General features: G+C 45.1%; 15 protein-coding genes. 11 read left to right on the top strand and 4 right to left on the bottom strand.

Annotation, left to right across the window (positions count from 1 at the left end):
- The 7 genes from AC1RNB_RS12140 (at position 1) to AC1RNB_RS12110 (ending at position 4,108) form a co-directional block, all read left to right on the top strand.
- On the top strand, positions 1-654 hold the full coding sequence (locus AC1RNB_RS12140; protein WP_493083128.1) for a hypothetical protein: 654 nt from the start codon (positions 1-3) through the stop codon (positions 652-654).
- The gene (locus tag AC1RNB_RS12135) at positions 612-1,373 is read left to right on the top strand and encodes a sensor histidine kinase (RefSeq protein ID WP_493083126.1); all 762 of its coding nucleotides are present in this window, start codon (positions 612-614) and stop codon (positions 1,371-1,373) included. The genes AC1RNB_RS12140 and AC1RNB_RS12135 overlap by 43 nt, the downstream gene beginning before the upstream one ends.
- A complete protein-coding gene (locus AC1RNB_RS12130; RefSeq protein ID WP_493083124.1) occupies positions 1,370-2,065 on the top strand; it encodes a response regulator in 696 nt (231 codons plus the stop codon). The genes AC1RNB_RS12135 and AC1RNB_RS12130 overlap by 4 nt, the downstream gene beginning before the upstream one ends.
- A 285-nt stretch (positions 2,066-2,350) precedes the next feature.
- Positions 2,351-2,665 (top strand): nucleotidyltransferase family protein, encoded by a 315-nt coding sequence (locus tag AC1RNB_RS12125; RefSeq protein ID WP_493083122.1) that lies wholly within the window; start codon positions 2,351-2,353, stop codon positions 2,663-2,665.
- Positions 2,652-2,990, top strand: coding sequence for a HepT-like ribonuclease domain-containing protein (locus AC1RNB_RS12120; protein ID WP_493083120.1), 339 nt, complete (start codon positions 2,652-2,654; stop codon positions 2,988-2,990). Before AC1RNB_RS12125 ends, AC1RNB_RS12120 begins: the two co-directional genes overlap by 14 nt.
- 271 nt (positions 2,991-3,261) lie before the next feature.
- A complete protein-coding gene (locus AC1RNB_RS12115) occupies positions 3,262-3,672 on the top strand; it encodes a MauE/DoxX family redox-associated membrane protein (protein WP_493083118.1) in 411 nt (136 codons plus the stop codon).
- A 124-nt stretch (positions 3,673-3,796) separates the two neighbouring features.
- The gene (locus AC1RNB_RS12110; protein WP_493083116.1) at positions 3,797-4,108 is read left to right on the top strand and encodes a DUF6520 family protein; all 312 of its coding nucleotides are present in this window, start codon (positions 3,797-3,799) and stop codon (positions 4,106-4,108) included.
- A gap of 51 nt (positions 4,109-4,159) precedes the next feature.
- Here AC1RNB_RS12110 and AC1RNB_RS12105 read toward each other — a convergent pair whose 3' ends face one another.
- The 4 genes from AC1RNB_RS12105 to AC1RNB_RS12090 form a co-directional block, all read right to left on the bottom strand.
- Positions 4,160-5,521 (bottom strand): RagB/SusD family nutrient uptake outer membrane protein, encoded by a 1,362-nt coding sequence (locus AC1RNB_RS12105; protein WP_493083114.1) that lies wholly within the window; start codon positions 5,519-5,521, stop codon positions 4,160-4,162.
- Between the two features lie 17 nt (positions 5,522-5,538).
- Positions 5,539-8,748, bottom strand: coding sequence for a SusC/RagA family TonB-linked outer membrane protein (locus AC1RNB_RS12100; RefSeq protein WP_493083112.1), 3,210 nt, complete (start codon positions 8,746-8,748; stop codon positions 5,539-5,541).
- A gap of 6 nt (positions 8,749-8,754) precedes the next feature.
- Positions 8,755-10,023 (bottom strand): TlpA family protein disulfide reductase, encoded by a 1,269-nt coding sequence (locus tag AC1RNB_RS12095; RefSeq protein ID WP_493083110.1) that lies wholly within the window; start codon positions 10,021-10,023, stop codon positions 8,755-8,757.
- A 274-nt stretch (positions 10,024-10,297) separates the two neighbouring features.
- On the bottom strand, positions 10,298-10,546 hold the full coding sequence (locus tag AC1RNB_RS12090; RefSeq protein WP_493083109.1) for a hypothetical protein: 249 nt from the start codon (positions 10,544-10,546) through the stop codon (positions 10,298-10,300).
- A 267-nt stretch (positions 10,547-10,813) separates the two neighbouring features.
- Here AC1RNB_RS12090 and AC1RNB_RS12085 point away from each other — a divergent pair, with 267 nt between their 5' ends.
- From AC1RNB_RS12085 to AC1RNB_RS12070, 4 genes are all read left to right on the top strand, one after another.
- Positions 10,814-11,041, top strand: coding sequence for a helix-turn-helix domain-containing protein (locus AC1RNB_RS12085; protein ID WP_493083107.1), 228 nt, complete (start codon positions 10,814-10,816; stop codon positions 11,039-11,041).
- Between the two features lie 583 nt (positions 11,042-11,624).
- Positions 11,625-12,734, top strand: coding sequence for a GDP-mannose 4,6-dehydratase (gmd, locus tag AC1RNB_RS12080; protein WP_493083106.1), 1,110 nt, complete (start codon positions 11,625-11,627; stop codon positions 12,732-12,734).
- 234 nt (positions 12,735-12,968) lie between these two features.
- A complete protein-coding gene (locus AC1RNB_RS12075) occupies positions 12,969-13,322 on the top strand; it encodes a four helix bundle protein (protein ID WP_493083105.1) in 354 nt (117 codons plus the stop codon).
- A 79-nt stretch (positions 13,323-13,401) separates the two neighbouring features.
- Positions 13,402-14,334 carry a GDP-L-fucose synthase family protein gene (locus AC1RNB_RS12070; protein WP_493083103.1) on the top strand — a complete coding sequence of 311 codons (933 nt, stop codon included), beginning with the start codon at positions 13,402-13,404 and terminating at the stop codon, positions 14,332-14,334.
- The last annotated feature ends 592 nt before the right edge of the window (positions 14,335-14,926 follow it).

Raw genomic sequence — 14,926 nt, 5'->3', positions numbered from 1 at the left:
ATGCGCGATTTTGATATCCTGCTGGTATCTGCCTGCTCTATCCTGTTGCCGCTTATAGCGGCCGCAGGCAGGTACCGGCGTTTATCTTACCGCTACACACCGCTGGTATTTTTATTACTCGCTGGTGCATTGAACGAACTCATCAGTTATGCAGCGGCATACTGGTGGCACAGCAACCAGGTAAACGCCAACTGTTATACCCTCATCGAATACCTGCTCCTGCTTTGGCAATTGGCAAGAATAGATGCACAGACAAATAGCACCCTCGCCGTTGCCGCTTTAACCGGACTTGTCATCTGGCTTGCCGATAATATCTGGTTACATGGCATAGGCCAGGCCAATGTATGGTTCCGGATCGGCGCTTCCCTCATCATGGTTTATTTCAGCATCGATGCCGTTACACAGTTGTTGCTGGGTGGTTCCACCCATGTTCTGCAAAAGACCGACCTTGCACTCTGTCTTTCCTTTTTCGTATACCATACTTACCGGAGTTTTATCCTCCTTTTCAGCTTTTTCGCCAGTCACCCGTTTTCTGTTGTCAGTCGGCAGTTATGGCTGGTCCTCGCATTGATCAATATATTGATTCATATTACCTACACCCTCGCTATCTTATGGATACCCAAACAACCCTTGACCTCAAACAGGTATTCCTGACCTGTCTTGCCTTTATGAGTATACTATTACTCATAGTACTCGTTACCCTGATCCGCCGGTTCCGCCTGCGCCTGCAGCAATACCACCTGCAACTGGCCCGCGAAGTAGAACTGATTGATGCGGAACGAAGAAGGATACATACCGACCTGCACGATGAACTGGGTACGGGCCTTGCCAGTATCAGCCTGCTGGCACAGCAGGTGCAGACGCATAACTCTTTACCTGTTGTTGATAAGATCTACCACCAAACCCTGATCCTCCGAACCAAGATCAGGGAGATCGCTTATAATTTTGTGCCGGTTATCCTGGAAACACGCGGCCTGGCCATTGCCATACAGGATTATGTGGAAGACATTGCCAGTAATCATCCTGTTGCCATCACCGCAGATATTCAAATCGTGGATCATGGCTACTCTCTTCCCAAATCGGTGCATCTGTACCGGCTGATGCGCGAACTGCTTACGAATGCACTGAAACATGCCCGTTGCAGCCGTATTTTATTACAGCTAAGGGAGAACAGGAAATCAGTCATTCTTTCTCTCTCAGATAACGGTATTGGCTTTTTACCCGAGCAGGCAGCTACCTGGCTAAAGGGTACGGGGCTATCGCATATACAGTCCAGGGCCAATATTCTCAAAGCGCATTTATCCATTCGTTCTGCACCCGGTAACGGCACGGATATAACCATTCGTATACCCTTACAATCGCTGCGATCATGAATAAGACACCCATACGGATACTGCTGGCAGATGATCATGATCTTTACCTCGATGGCCTGAAAGGTTTGTTTCAAACCCAGCATACCTACGAAGTGGTGGCCGAAGCCCATAACGGGATGGAGCTGGTAATGCTGGCCGACTTATACCAGCCACAGATCGTACTCACCGATCTGCGCATGCCAATGCTCAGCGGCGCCCATGCCATCAATAAAATCACGCAGGCACGCCCCACCTGTAAATGCCTGGTGCTCACTAATTATGAAAACGATCTCTCCGTTATCGAAGCCCTGGAAGCGGGCGCAAGGGGGTATATTACCAAGAATATGCCGAAACAGGAACTCTTTACCGCACTGGATCAGATCAGTCGTGGGTACCCTTATTTCTGCCAGGCCACCACGGCCAAAATGGTGAGGCTCATCAGCAGAAGCAGCTACAATCCATTTTCCAATAAGCGGATATCCAAATTCTCCCATCATGAAAGAATCCTTATCTACCTGATCTGCCTCGAAAAAAGCAACCAGCAAATTGCCCATACCCTTTCCCTGAGTCCCCGCACCATCGAGAATAACCGCGCCCGCATCTACAAAAAAATGTGCGTAAAAACATCCGCCGGAGTAGCCATATACGCTATCAAAAATAATCTGGTATCGATGAGTGATCTGGAGGAGGGGGAGGAGGGGATGATAGAATGAGTGAATGAGTGGATGAGTGGATGGGCAATCCGCTAATCGTGTTTTTGCTAAATGCCAAGAGCTATGAGTTGTGAATGGTGAATGGGCAATAACGATAACACGAATCAATCCCCCCTCTTTGCGCAGCAGAGAGGGGCCGGGGGTGAGTGGAAAATCGTGAATGGTGAATAGGCAATTGTCAATCCCTAATTACCTAATGCGCTAATACGCCAATACGCCAAAACGCCCAATGCCATTCGCTCAAAAGCATTTCGCTATTTTTAGGGATTATCTTACCTTTAACGTATGCCTACTGCTGTTACAAATAAGGAATCTCTTTTGCAGCTTTTGAAAGAGCATGGTCCGCAGATTCGCGCCTATGGTATTCAGAGGCTGGGATTGTTTGGCTCCTTTGTACGTGACCGGGAAATTCATAAAAAAAGTGATGTAGACTTCTTAGTTGACTTTACAAGTGGCCAAAAAACATTTCGCAACCTGATGAATCTTGGCTATTTCCTGGAAGATTTACTCGGGCGGAAAGTTGAGTTGGTTACACGTGAATCATTGAGCCCTTATATTGGTCCGCACATTTTAAAAGAAGTACAGGATGTCGTTATCTGATGAAGATTTTGTACGACATGTACTGGACGAAGCGTGCAATATTGCCGCTTTTATGAAAGACACAAGCATAGAAGACCTTCGAAGCAATATTATGCTTGACCGCGCAGTAACCCGTTCTCTGGAGATTATGGGCGAAGCTTCTAAGAAGATCAGCAAGGAATACCAAAAAAAACATCCATCCCTACCCTGGCGCGAAATGTCGGACACCCGCAACCGCATCATCCATTTTTATTTCGGCATAGATCACGAAGTAATCATGGATATCGTCACCAACGAATTACCCGCCCTGACTGAAAAACTTACGCGACTATTGAATGGTGAGTAGTGAGTAGTGAATGGTGAATAGGCAATTGTCAATCCCTAATTACCCAATCCCCCTAATCCGCCAATCGTTTTCTGCCAAATGCCAAGAGCTATGAGCTGCGAGCCACGAGCTGTGAGTAGTGAGTAGTGAGTGGTGAATGGGCAATTGTCAATCCCGATTCTATTATTCTATCATCCTATCATTCTATCATCCTATCATTCTATCATTATCCCCCCCTTCCCTCATACAAGAAACCCCATCCCTCATAAAAACACCCTGCTAATTTGGTGCTATGAAAAACAGTGTACTGTTTGTTATCCGGTTAATGTTGATATGGCTGTATAGCTATGTAGCATTCAGCAAATGGTTTTCTTTTGGGCAGTTTGTACATGATATGCATAACCAGCCCTTTGCCCGCTGGTTGGCTGACGTATTGATAGGGGTGCTGCCCTTGCTGGAGTTAGCCGTTGCGGTGTTGCTCTTTTTTCCGAAGCTGGTAATATGGGGGTTTCGGTTATCGGTGGTGCTGATGGGGGCGTTTACACTGTATGTTGGGGCGGTGTTGCTTGGTTGGTTTAACCGGGCGCCCTGTGCCTGCGGTGGTTTTCTAAGCGGCTTAAGTTGGGGGCAGCACGGGGTGGTAAACCTGGTATTGTTGGGGGTATCGGTGTTGGGTGGGTACCTGCAAAAAAAAAAGAAATGAAAGAGATGCATGCATAACAGGGAAAGCCGAAAACCTGTATAAAAGAGTAGGCGATATTTCTTTCACCAATGTTGCCTAAGGAGCAACACATGGGTTTCTTTTTTTCACACTTAAAAAAATCATCATGAAAAAATTATCATCTATCCTTCCGATCCTGGCCCTGCTGCTGGCAGTGGCCGGTGCCGTTGCCATGAAGCCCGCACCCAAAAACAACCTGGTGCTGACCTATTATTTTACCGGTGCCTCCGGTGAAGAGTTTGATCACACCAAGTATGACGTCAATCCACCATCTGGTGGATGTTCTGGTAGCACTTTGGCCTGTGAGGTCCAGGTGCCGAACGGGTACTCCAGTATCGAAGATTACATGAACTGGCTCAACCAGCAGTCCAACAAGCAGGAACTGTTTGATGCGCAGGTGATCACTGAAAGGGACTAGGCATTCCAAAAAGAACACCAATGAGCAGTTATCATTGGTGTTCTTTCGTTTTTATCTCGGGTTCTGGGTAATCCCGGATAACTGTATGATTTCTTCGGGAATCGCAATAGCGTACCTCGGATCATTGGGTGGCAAGGTATAGGTCTGACCTCCCAACACTCTTGTCAGTGTAATATTGCTCCCCTCTACATTTAGTCTTTTCAAATCCATCCATCTCAGACCCCGCATCAACAGTTCCTTTCTTCTTTCGGCTCGTATCAATTGTAATAAGGCTGTTGCTGTTACATTGGAAACCGGTATATAGGTTCCGGTCCGCCAGCGGGTCTGCAGTAAGGTATTCAGGTCTGCCATGGCCTTAGTCAAGTTACCCAGTTTTGCATGGGCTTCAGCCCGCATCAGGTAAACCTCGTCTGTAGCTACCCCACTAAAGAGATTGCCTCCTCCTTCATAGCTGCCTTTAAACCCATAAGTTCCATTGCCATTGCTTTTAAAATACAGGGTTTTGCGCAGATCATTGGGATGATAACTATTATAAAGGGTTGAATCAATCTTCGCCCGGTTAATGGATATGGGGGCCGGGACTGGCATTACATTTTCCATCACGACTTCTGTGTTGAGTTGTGGGAAAGGAAAAGCATTATTCGCATTCAATGTATTATAGTTCAGCAGTGTGCTCTTGATTTGTAAAGACTTATCAGCATACAATAGGCAACTATCATAGTTCCCCATCGAAAGATAGGTTCTGGCGAGCAATCCGTATGCAGCAGCTTTGGAAGGACGCATTATATGCAGAGGGGTGGGGGCCAGGCGATCGGCAGCTTCCTTCAAGTCCTGCAAAATCTGATCATAGGTTTGCTTTAGTGTGCTTCTGGTAGATTTCTCGTTAAAATCCTGCGACAGGCGAAGGGGTATTCCCATCGCCGTTTCTGCATTGGCCGGTATATAAGGTCCGCACCAGATGAAGGCAGCCTGTAGGAAAGACCGGGCCCGAAATACCAAAGCTGACCCCTTTATATTACCCCACTCTGTTTGATTGGCGGCAGTTCTCTCAATGGATGTAATATTATCCAGAACGACATTTGTTACAAATACAGTACTGTATATATAAGACCAGTCATTCTGGTAATTGGAAAATACCCGGTCATCCTGCCAGGTATACTGTCTTCTGTACGGTTCTGCCAGCGTATTCCAATCCGCATCTGTCAGATAATAATTATCAGCACTGGTTTCAGAAGATCCCGGATCTGTATTATTCAGCTTGTAATAAGTATCCAACAAGGACTGTAGTTCAGCCAGTGACCTGGGTACCGACAATGCCTGGTTGGGTTTAGTGTCCAGGTATTTTGTACAGGAACCGAGTAAGATGGATACGACTAGTAAAAAACTGATTGTGAATGTATATTGTTGTTTCATAGTTGTTTGTTTAGTAATTAAAAACTAAGGTTGCATCCTACTGAAAAAGAGGCGGAAGGTGGTATGGTGTTATCCAGATAATCAGGATCCAGTTTGGCAGTATTGGCTCGCCAGAGAATACCCAGGTTACTGGCATTGGCAAATACCCTGATTCGACTAAAAGGAGAATTTCTCTTTTTGCCAGGTGCATATTCATAACTAAGGTTGATATACTGCAGGCGGATATGATCGCCTTTTTCCACAAGGGGTTCAGAACCCTTATAAAAGACATCTCTGTTTGTTACCAATGGATAAGTCATAGAGGGAACGGTGGTAGTAGTTTCATCACCTGGCTTCTGCCATCTTCTGACGAAATCTGCATGGCCCGCGCCATTATTGAAGAGATTATAGTAGTCAATGGTACTACGACGGAAATAATAACCGGTTTTGCCCACGATATTGACTATGAGTGAAAACCGTCCATAAGTAAAGGTATTTCTCAATGCCAGTTGTGATAAGGGAACCGCCGAACCATTGTACACCGCGTTTTTCAGGGAATCTCCCACCAACGCCGTATAGTCGGTGCTCAATTGTTTGTTGAAGATTCCCTGTGGATTGCCTGAGAGCGGATCCAGACCCGCAAAGGGGTAAGAAAAGACCGAATATACCGGGTAATCTTTTAAGGGAGAAAGGGAATAGGTTCCGGCGTCTAAAATGTACGATGACGCCCTGGCTGAATTGGTGTAATACTCGGTTACCTTGTTTTTTGCTATGTTCCACAGGAGTGTGGTTTGCCATTTGAATTTCCGATCAATATTCAGGCTGTTTAGTTCCAGATCCCATCCTGACCCCTTCATGGAAGCGGTATTTTTTACAAGTGTGTTTACAATCACACCGGTATAGTCTATGGGTGTCAGTCCATAGAGATCCTTTCCAGTTTTAGAGAAATATTCTATGGTACCACTCAACCGATTACGCAGTGATTTAAATTCCAGACGTATATTAAACTGGGCGGATTTTTCCCAGCGCAGGTCTGGGTTGCCGTACTGGCTGATGGTTGCCATCGGCAATAGGGTATAGGGGGAAGTTGACTGGGTCATCATGGTGGTCAGCGCTGATTGGTTGGGATTGATATTGCCGCTATAACCGTAACTCATGTTCAACTTGAGGAAGGGCAACCAGTCAACTCTATAAAATTTTTCTTTCGAAATCAACCAGGACAGGCCGGATGACCAGAGTGGGGTCCATTTCTGGTTGGTGTTCACACCAAAAATATTGGAGGCATCCCGGCGACCGCTCGCTGAAAGGGTATACCGATCCAGATAGGTCCAGGCAAAATTGGCGTAAGTGGATACATACCGATTGGTTAATTGGGAGAGAAAATTAGTATTGGGAATAAAGGATGAGAACCCGGTTACGAATTGCGGATAGGTACTTGTATAATCCACGCTGACGGAGGTCAGGTTATCCGGGTTATAACCATATATGCGGTACGTATTGGTATTGGTATTCACTTCGCGGATCTCGGCACCTGCCAGCCCACTTAAGCGGTGGTTTCTCCAGCTACGGTTGTACTGTAGCTGCCCCCGGTAGTTCTTGGCCAACAGCAGGATATTGGATTGATCAAGGATGCCACCCACTGGCACCCGATTGGTTTTCTGGCCCGTTGCATAATTGAGCTGTGTGAAGTTATTGATGGTATTTCTGGCAAAAAAACTCTCTTGATCATACAGGGTTTGGTTGGTGGTGCGCTGGTTCTCATAGCGGTATTGTAATTCTGCTGTCCAGTCGGGGGAGATTTTGTAATGGAGGTTGGCAAAAGCCATCAGATCATAACGGTTACTGACCGTAACTGCATGTTTGTAATCTTCCAGCGGGTAGTATTTCCAGTCAAGCAATTTGCCCTGCCCTACGGTGTCGAGATAGGACTGTCGGTAAGATTTATTCAAGGCAAGGACCTTGCCATTTTCGTCTGCAAGCATGGCATAGGGATACAAGGAAACACCACCGCCAGAAGTAATGGAGCCATAACCACCCTGACCGCTCGTAGTGATATTTTGTATGTAGGACATACCTGCTGTTAGTTGCAGTCTGGAATTCAGGCGGATGGTGTTTTCACTACGCAGGCTGATTCTTTGCAGGGAGGCAGATAATTCAGAAATATTACGATCATACCCTCCGGAAAGTAACCATGCGCTATGTTGGTTTCCTCCTCTCATCGAAAGTGCATATTGCTGCTGCACTGCCGGCTGATAGATGTACTTCTGAAAGTCATTTCTCACATCCACATTGCGTAAGGCATTGATCCTGGCATCCGCTTCAGCGGGTGTCAATTGCCCGTTTGATTTTTTGATCAATAGTTCCAGCACGGGGGAGAGAGCGGGTTTGTTTCCGGAATTAATATTGCTGTTATAAAATCCCTTGTTATATAAAAACTGCTCTACATCGATATAATCTGTGGAACTGATCGGTTTTGTATACCAGATGTCGGGTTTGCCAACAATAGTAAGGTTAGAGGAAAATTCAATGGTTGTAGGCTGGTTATAGTGTCCCTTTTTGGTGGTAATTACAATCACCCCATTACCGGCCCTTGTTCCCCAGATAGCAGCCGCAGCGGCATCTTTTAGAAGCGTAACAGACTCCACATCGTTGGGATTGATGTTATTCAGGTCGCCATCGTAGGGGAAATTATCTAATACAATTAACGGGTCCTTCGGGCCGCCAATGGTGCTCAGGCCACGGATCATGATGCCGGTAGAAAAAGAATTAGCTCTTTTTTTATCAATGGTAAACCCGTTTGCTATTCCATCCAATCTTGCCAGAACAGAAGTGCCTACCTGTTCATTAAATAAACGGTTACTAACCACGGCAAATGAACCGGTGGCTTTATCCCTGGCAATTGACTGGTAACCTGTCTGTACAGTTACTTCCTGCAGGGTTTCCCCGTTACCGGTCATGCGGATAAGCATTGGCCTTGATTGTAAGGCATTTACTGCCATGCTCAGTTTCGGATATCCAATATATTCAACGGTCAATGTATCCTTCTCAAAACGACAGTTCAGTAAAAAACTGCCATCTGAAGCCGAGAGTGTTTGGGTTTTAGATTGCTTCAGGCTCAACCTGGCTCCTGCCAGAACCGCACTGTCTGAACCGATAAGGGTCCCTTTGATCTGGAAGCCCGGCTGCGCGAATAACGCACTACAGGCATTGAGAAGGCAATAAAAAAGAATGATCAGGTATTTTTTCATGTGAGTTTATTTTTTTTGATGATAGGATGGGTTCTCAGTCAACACGAATACAGCAAGCTGTCTCTTTGCGGGAGTGAGCCTGAGTTGGTAAGGAATCAAAGCTTCGGTTAATACATCAGGATCTGATAGCGCTTTGAATGGAATAACGAGGTCAATCGGATAGTCTATCCCAGTTTCATTAACAATAATGGCTTTGCCGGGAGAAGGCTGGTTGGCACTATTACAAATAGCTGTAATGGCCTGCATGCTATGCCCTTGCATGAATACACTGTCTGAAAGATTGTCTTTCCTGTAAGCTGGTCTTTCTGCTTTAGATCGGGCAGGCCCATTCCCCTCAGTAGTAAGAACATAGCAGGGCAGTTCCCTGTTTTGCCAGGAACCCAGCAGGGGGGAGGCCGTTTGCAGGGAGGCTTTCAGGTCTTCTAATACAAGTGAATCAGGGCAATCACTCGGGAAAACCCCTTCGTAACAAAAAAGGTTATTCCTTTTCCATTCTTCAGGATCTGTGGTTTTATCGAGGTAGCGTGCCGGTTCCGGTACCTCCAGTAAAACCCGGTTAGCCTGAAATTTCCAGGCATGCTGAAAAAGACTTAACAAGCCCCAATTGATATGGTATACCCTTTTGGTGGCTGTTGTATACTCGGTTCCACGCCTGGTACCTAACCCCACGACCTGTCTGGTAAGCAGGTTCTGGCGCAGGAAAAGCGTAGAGTCAATCACCGCTAACTGACTACGTAAGGGCAGTTTCGGATTAAAATCCAAGAGGTCTTTTTTCAGGGGTAATTGCATTGTGGCTGAGGTTAAGGCCTTCTCCAGGTTAGCTGCTGTAATCGACTCCGCTTCTGTAATGGCCATCACTTTCCCGTTTTTGATCCAGACCTCATGGGGTAAGAGATAATGAGGGAAGTGCCGGCGAAGAACAGCATCACCAGTGAGAAAGGGTAACCGGGTATTTTTTCCCTTCGGATTGGTTTTCAGGAATCGGCCGATAGCCGTTGAAGATTCGGAACAGACCACCAATATGGAGAGCACATTACCGAATCGTTTTTGCAGGGAATCAAACCTGGGAAGTGACGCTATGCAGGAACCGCATCTGGTATCGAAGAAATCCAATATGACCAGTTTACCTTTTTTGGCTTTTAGGTGATAAGATGTAAAAGGTGCATTTAATAGGGGTCGAAGGATCCTGTCTGGAACATTGTCTCCCACAGTCAGTGGTCGGGTGTATTGCCCATAAATAGTTCCCAGATACAGGAAGGCCAGTAGACAAAGCATGTATTTCATTTTGCAGTGGTGGTTTTGTGTTGTTAAAACGGAAGCTGCCATCAGGCTGCCATCAGGATTGAAGTCTGGCATGCAGAAGCCTGAGTGAAGCATCTGCTATGGGATAAGAACTGTCTGCGGCGGAACGGATGTTTCCTGTGAGAACAATGCTTTGTGCCATATTGCGTAATGGGCATAACAATAACAGTAAGCAAAAAATGCGAATCATTTGCAGTAGTTTTAAGTTTGTACAATAGATTGAAAATCAGCGAATAGACTACTGCTGTTATACCGGGTTCTTGGGTTTTTTGGCAAACTGTGTTTTCAATAAACACAGGGCCTGTCCGGTGAGTGAGGGTAAGAGGCGGTTTTTCAGGCAATGATTTTTATAAAGGCAGCAGGCATTGGCCAGTGCGGGAAAACGTTTTTTGTGCGGATGCCGTTTCAGCAGCAGGTAATACAATACCCCTGACTGTACTATCCTGTTTTGGTTAACAGGCAGTTGTGCGGGAGGCAGGGGGTGGTGGGTGAGCATGAAGTATATAAAGTTGATAAAGTCAATAAAGTATATAGAGTCAATAAAGTATATAAAGTCGATAAAGTATGTCGGTATGTCCGCTAACCGGCAACGGTTCTTTGGCCGCTGCTGTTGCTTGTATGCGTTGGCCGCTTGTTACTGCTGCAACAGGGTTTCTGGCGGATAAGCCCGAAGCAAATGTTGCGTGCCTGCAAATACTTGCCTATAGGTGATTGAGTGGTAGCTGCAGAATCTTCAATTTTAAATCACTTATACTAAGCAGTATTGAAAACCAAAATAGACAGTTACGTAATAGAGCGGGTGAAAGAGAAAAGAATCGAAAACGGCCTTTCTCAGTCCGACCTTGCCTATGAACTGGGTATGTCTGTTGGTTTTATCGGCAAAGTGGAGAGCAAAAACTATCCTGCTCACTACAATCTCCGCCATCTCAACGACCTAGCCAAAATCCTCGGTTGCAGTCCACAGGATTTTCTGCCTAAAAAACCTATCTAACCGGATTACCAAACAATCAACAATTTCGGGGGGGCGTAGCTAAGATAGGAGCTTTTTTGATACTTGCCTATGGGTAAGTGATTTTTTTTTTCTGGAAATATGTCAGGGGGGTGTATTGGGTAATTGGGTAATTAGGTAATTGGTACACATTCACATGCACTACTCACGGTCTTTAGTCTTTGGCATTTGGTCTTTGACTTGTTAGGAGTAGGAAGGGTAAGCAGTTTATTTGTTAGAATTGGGCGTTAAGGCGTATTGGCGGAAAACGATTAGCGGATGACGGATCAACCATTGCCCACTCACTACTCACTACTCACAGCTCGTGGCTCATAGCTTTTGGCATTTAGCATTTGGCATTTGGCAGAAAACGATTGGCGGATTGACCATTGCTCACTCACTACTCACGACTCACGGTCTTTGGTGTATAGGCAATTGACCATTACCTGCCACTATTCACTACTTACAACTTCAATTCTTTCGTACTCCTTTTATAAAAGAAGGCCTGCAACGGCTTATTAAAGGAGCGCTATATAAATTATACCATGTATTCGCGTATTTTCGCCATATTCTTAAACATGTATCAATGAAGAAAGCCCTTATTACAGGTATAACCGGTCAGGATGGCGCTTATCTGGCGGAATTGTTATTGAAAAAGGGGTATGAAGTGCACGGTATTAAACGAAGAAGCTCTTTATTCAATACCGGACGTATCGACCATTTTTATGAAGATCCTCATGTGCCGCATCGCCATTTGATTTTGCATTACGGGGATCTGACAGATTCTACAAACCTGATCCGAATCATTCAGGAAGTGCAACCCGATGAAATCTACAACCTGGCTGCCATGAGTCATGTTCAGGTAAGTTTCGAGACTCCCGAATATACGGCCAATGCTGATGGAATAGGTACGTTACGGATTCTGGAAGCTGTTAGGTTACTGGGATTAACTAAAAAAACCAAAGTATATCAGGCTTCCACTTCCGAATTATATGGTCTGGTGCAGGAAGTGCCTCAGAAAGAAACCACGCCTTTTTACCCCCGTTCTCCTTATGCGGTAGCCAAAATGTATGCCTACTGGATTACGGTGAATTACCGGGAAGCCTATGGTATGTTTGCCTGCAATGGTATTTTATTTAACCACGAATCCCCGGTTCGTGGCGAAACCTTTGTTACCCGCAAAATTACACGGGCCGTGGCAAAAATTGCCCTGGGATTACAGGATACACTATATCTCGGTAACCTGGACGCCAAGCGCGACTGGGGCCATGCCAAAGACTATGTTGAAGGTATGTGGCGCATCTTGCAGCAGGATACCCCCGAAGATTTTGTATTGGCTACGGGTATTACTACGCCTATCCGGGAATTTGTTCGGATGGCATTTGCTGAAGTAGGAGTAGAACTGGCTTTTGAGGGTTCAGAGGAAAATGAAATAGCTAAAGTAGTATCCAGCACGGGTAAATATACTGTGCCGGTTGGACAGGTAGTTTTACAGGTAGATCCCCGTTATTACCGGCCCACTGAAGTGGATTTGTTGATTGGAGACGCTTCCAAAGCCAAACAGAAACTGGGCTGGGAACCCACTTACACACTGGCCGAAATGGTGAAAGAAATGGTGGAGAGTGATGTGGCGTTGTTTGAAAAGAGTAAGTTTTTGAAGGAGAAGGGGTTTGATGTGAAGAATGAGTATGAGTAGGATGTATGATACGAAGTTCGTCATTTTGGGTTGTGCCTGTGGTGGGTCAATGGTCTTTAGTCTTTGGCGTTTGGTCTTTAGTCTTTAGTCTTTGGTCTTCCGGGGAGCGGGATCTTCGTTATGCTGTGATTTGGTTTTGGGGGAGGGTTACATTAGCGATTTTCTTGGGTAGAAGCCGCATTGTAGGATTTGGATAGTTCTGGTAAATTTGGTAGAACTAAACCTCTCTTTGGTATGCGTGATTTTAGAAAGCTGGATGTTTGGGTGCAGGCACTTTTATTTGTTAAAAAAGTTTATACGATTACCCAGGCATTCCCCTATAAGGAACGATACGGTTTGGTTTCACAAATGAACCGGTCTGCTATTTCTATACCATCCAATATCGCCGAAGGTTGTAGCCGAAAGACCTCTGCAGATTTCTCCAGATTTCTGGAAATCGCACTTGGATCTTCCTTTGAACTGGAGACACAGATTGAAGTCAGCTATCTCGTGACTTATCTGAACATAGATGAATATGCAAGTTTGTTACAAGAGCTACATACTATAGAAAAAAGGATTAATGCTTTAAAAATCAGTATCATACCCTAAACCACTATCCCAAGCCCCCCCCAAAAAAAAATAACCCAAGACTAAAGACTAAAAGCTAAAGACCAAAGACCAAAACCAAATGGAAAAACATTCCAAAATTTACATAGCCGGCCACCGTGGAATGGTAGGCAGCGCCATTGTTAGAAAACTTCAGCAAGAGGGCTTCACCAATCTCATTACCCGCACCTCACAAGAATTGGATCTTCGGAACCAACAGGCTGTAAATGATTTCTTCAGTTTAGAAATGCCTCAATACGTTTTCTTAGCTGCTGCCAAAGTAGGGGGTATATTGGCTAACAATACCTACCGCGCCGATTTCATTTACGAAAACCTGATGATCGAAAGCAATATTATTAACGCCTCCTATGTGAACAAAGTAACCAAGCTGCTTTTCCTGGGATCATCTTGTATTTATCCCAAACTGGCTCCCCAGCCTTTAAAAGAAGAATATTTACTATCTGGGTATCTCGAATCTACCAATCAACCTTATGCTATTGCCAAAATTGCGGGTATCGAATTGTGTGATGCTTACCGGGCACAGTATGGCTGTAATTTTATTTCGGCTATGCCTACCAATCTCTATGGTCCGAATGATAATTACGATCTGGAAAAATCACATGTACTTCCGGCTTTGTTGCGAAAATTTATTGTAGCTAAAAAAAATGAGGATGCTGCTGTTGTATTATGGGGCAGTGGTACACCTTTACGCGAGTTTTTACATGTAGATGACCTGGCAGAAGCTTGTCTGTTTTTGATGAACCACTATCACCAGGCTGGATTGATCAATATCGGTTCCGGTAAGGAACTGACCATATTGGAGCTGGCCCAATTGATCAAACAAACAGTCGGTTTTACCGGTGATATCATTCTTGACAAAACCAAACCAGATGGCACCCCACGCAAACTAATGGATGTGTCTAAACTGAGTGCCTTAGGTTGGAATGCGAAAATTGGGTTGGGAGAGGGAGTTAGGAGAGTGTATGAGGAAGTGAAGGGGGTGGATTGGGAGTAAGGTAAAAGTCAAAAGTCAAGAGTGAAAGGGCCAGATTCGAATGCCCATTCTTCAAGTTTACCCGAATCGGCCCCCTCTTTACGAAGTAGAGAGGGGTTGGGGGTGAGTAGAAAAGCGTGAGTGGTGAATGGTCAATTCAAAATCCGATAATCCGCAAATCCGTCATCCGCCAATCGGTTTTCCGCCAAATGCCATGATCAACATAGAAAATCCCGAATGAAAACATGATCAACTAAAAACTACTGACCAAAGACCACCAAACACAAACTTAATTAACTTCCTTTCCCCTATATTTGCACCACTTTTATAACCAGATTGTCCCCCACTTTATATGGTTATAACAGGTTCAGTATGTGTGAGTAACCACCAAAGCGGATAGCTGGATGTTGGTTGCCGGACATGAAAAATCAATATTAGGCTGGCAGCAAAGAAAAGCTAGAAGCGAAATAATTGATGGAATCACTATTACAGTCGGAATTTTCAATTAAAATTTGGTCATTTTTCTATAAAATAGCTTAGAAGCTGTTTGAGTTAATTAATATTTTTTACCATTAGACACATCATCGCTAAAAAGATGTAACTGATAGCTGAT

This window comes from Sediminibacterium sp. GW821-FHT12F12, assembly GCF_058806635.1.
This window is presented reverse-complemented; position numbering and strand designations above follow the sequence as displayed.

Bases quoted from the DNA above. Each gene is read 5' to 3' on its own strand.
- AC1RNB_RS12140 (WP_493083128.1), top strand. From the start codon at position 1: ATGCGCGATTTTGATATCCTGCTGGTATCTGCCTGCTCTATCCTGTTG.
- AC1RNB_RS12120 (WP_493083120.1), top strand. From the start codon at position 2,652: ATGTCGTTATCTGATGAAGATTTTGTACGACATGTACTGGACGAAGCG.
- AC1RNB_RS12075 (WP_493083105.1), top strand. From the start codon at position 12,969: ATGCGTGATTTTAGAAAGCTGGATGTTTGGGTGCAGGCACTTTTATTT.
- AC1RNB_RS12125 (WP_493083122.1), top strand. From the start codon at position 2,351: ATGCCTACTGCTGTTACAAATAAGGAATCTCTTTTGCAGCTTTTGAAA.
- AC1RNB_RS12100 (WP_493083112.1), bottom strand. From the start codon at position 8,748: ATGAAAAAATACCTGATCATTCTTTTTTATTGCCTTCTCAATGCCTGT.
- AC1RNB_RS12115 (WP_493083118.1), top strand. From the start codon at position 3,262: ATGAAAAACAGTGTACTGTTTGTTATCCGGTTAATGTTGATATGGCTG.
- AC1RNB_RS12135 (WP_493083126.1), top strand. From the start codon at position 612: ATGGATACCCAAACAACCCTTGACCTCAAACAGGTATTCCTGACCTGT.
- gmd (WP_493083106.1), top strand. From the start codon at position 11,625: ATGAAGAAAGCCCTTATTACAGGTATAACCGGTCAGGATGGCGCTTAT.
- AC1RNB_RS12095 (WP_493083110.1), bottom strand. From the start codon at position 10,023: ATGCTTTGTCTACTGGCCTTCCTGTATCTGGGAACTATTTATGGGCAA.
- AC1RNB_RS12110 (WP_493083116.1), top strand. From the start codon at position 3,797: ATGAAAAAATTATCATCTATCCTTCCGATCCTGGCCCTGCTGCTGGCA.
- AC1RNB_RS12090 (WP_493083109.1), bottom strand. From the start codon at position 10,546: ATGCTCACCCACCACCCCCTGCCTCCCGCACAACTGCCTGTTAACCAA.
- AC1RNB_RS12130 (WP_493083124.1), top strand. From the start codon at position 1,370: ATGAATAAGACACCCATACGGATACTGCTGGCAGATGATCATGATCTT.
- AC1RNB_RS12070 (WP_493083103.1), top strand. From the start codon at position 13,402: ATGGAAAAACATTCCAAAATTTACATAGCCGGCCACCGTGGAATGGTA.
- AC1RNB_RS12105 (WP_493083114.1), bottom strand. From the start codon at position 5,521: ATGAAACAACAATATACATTCACAATCAGTTTTTTACTAGTCGTATCC.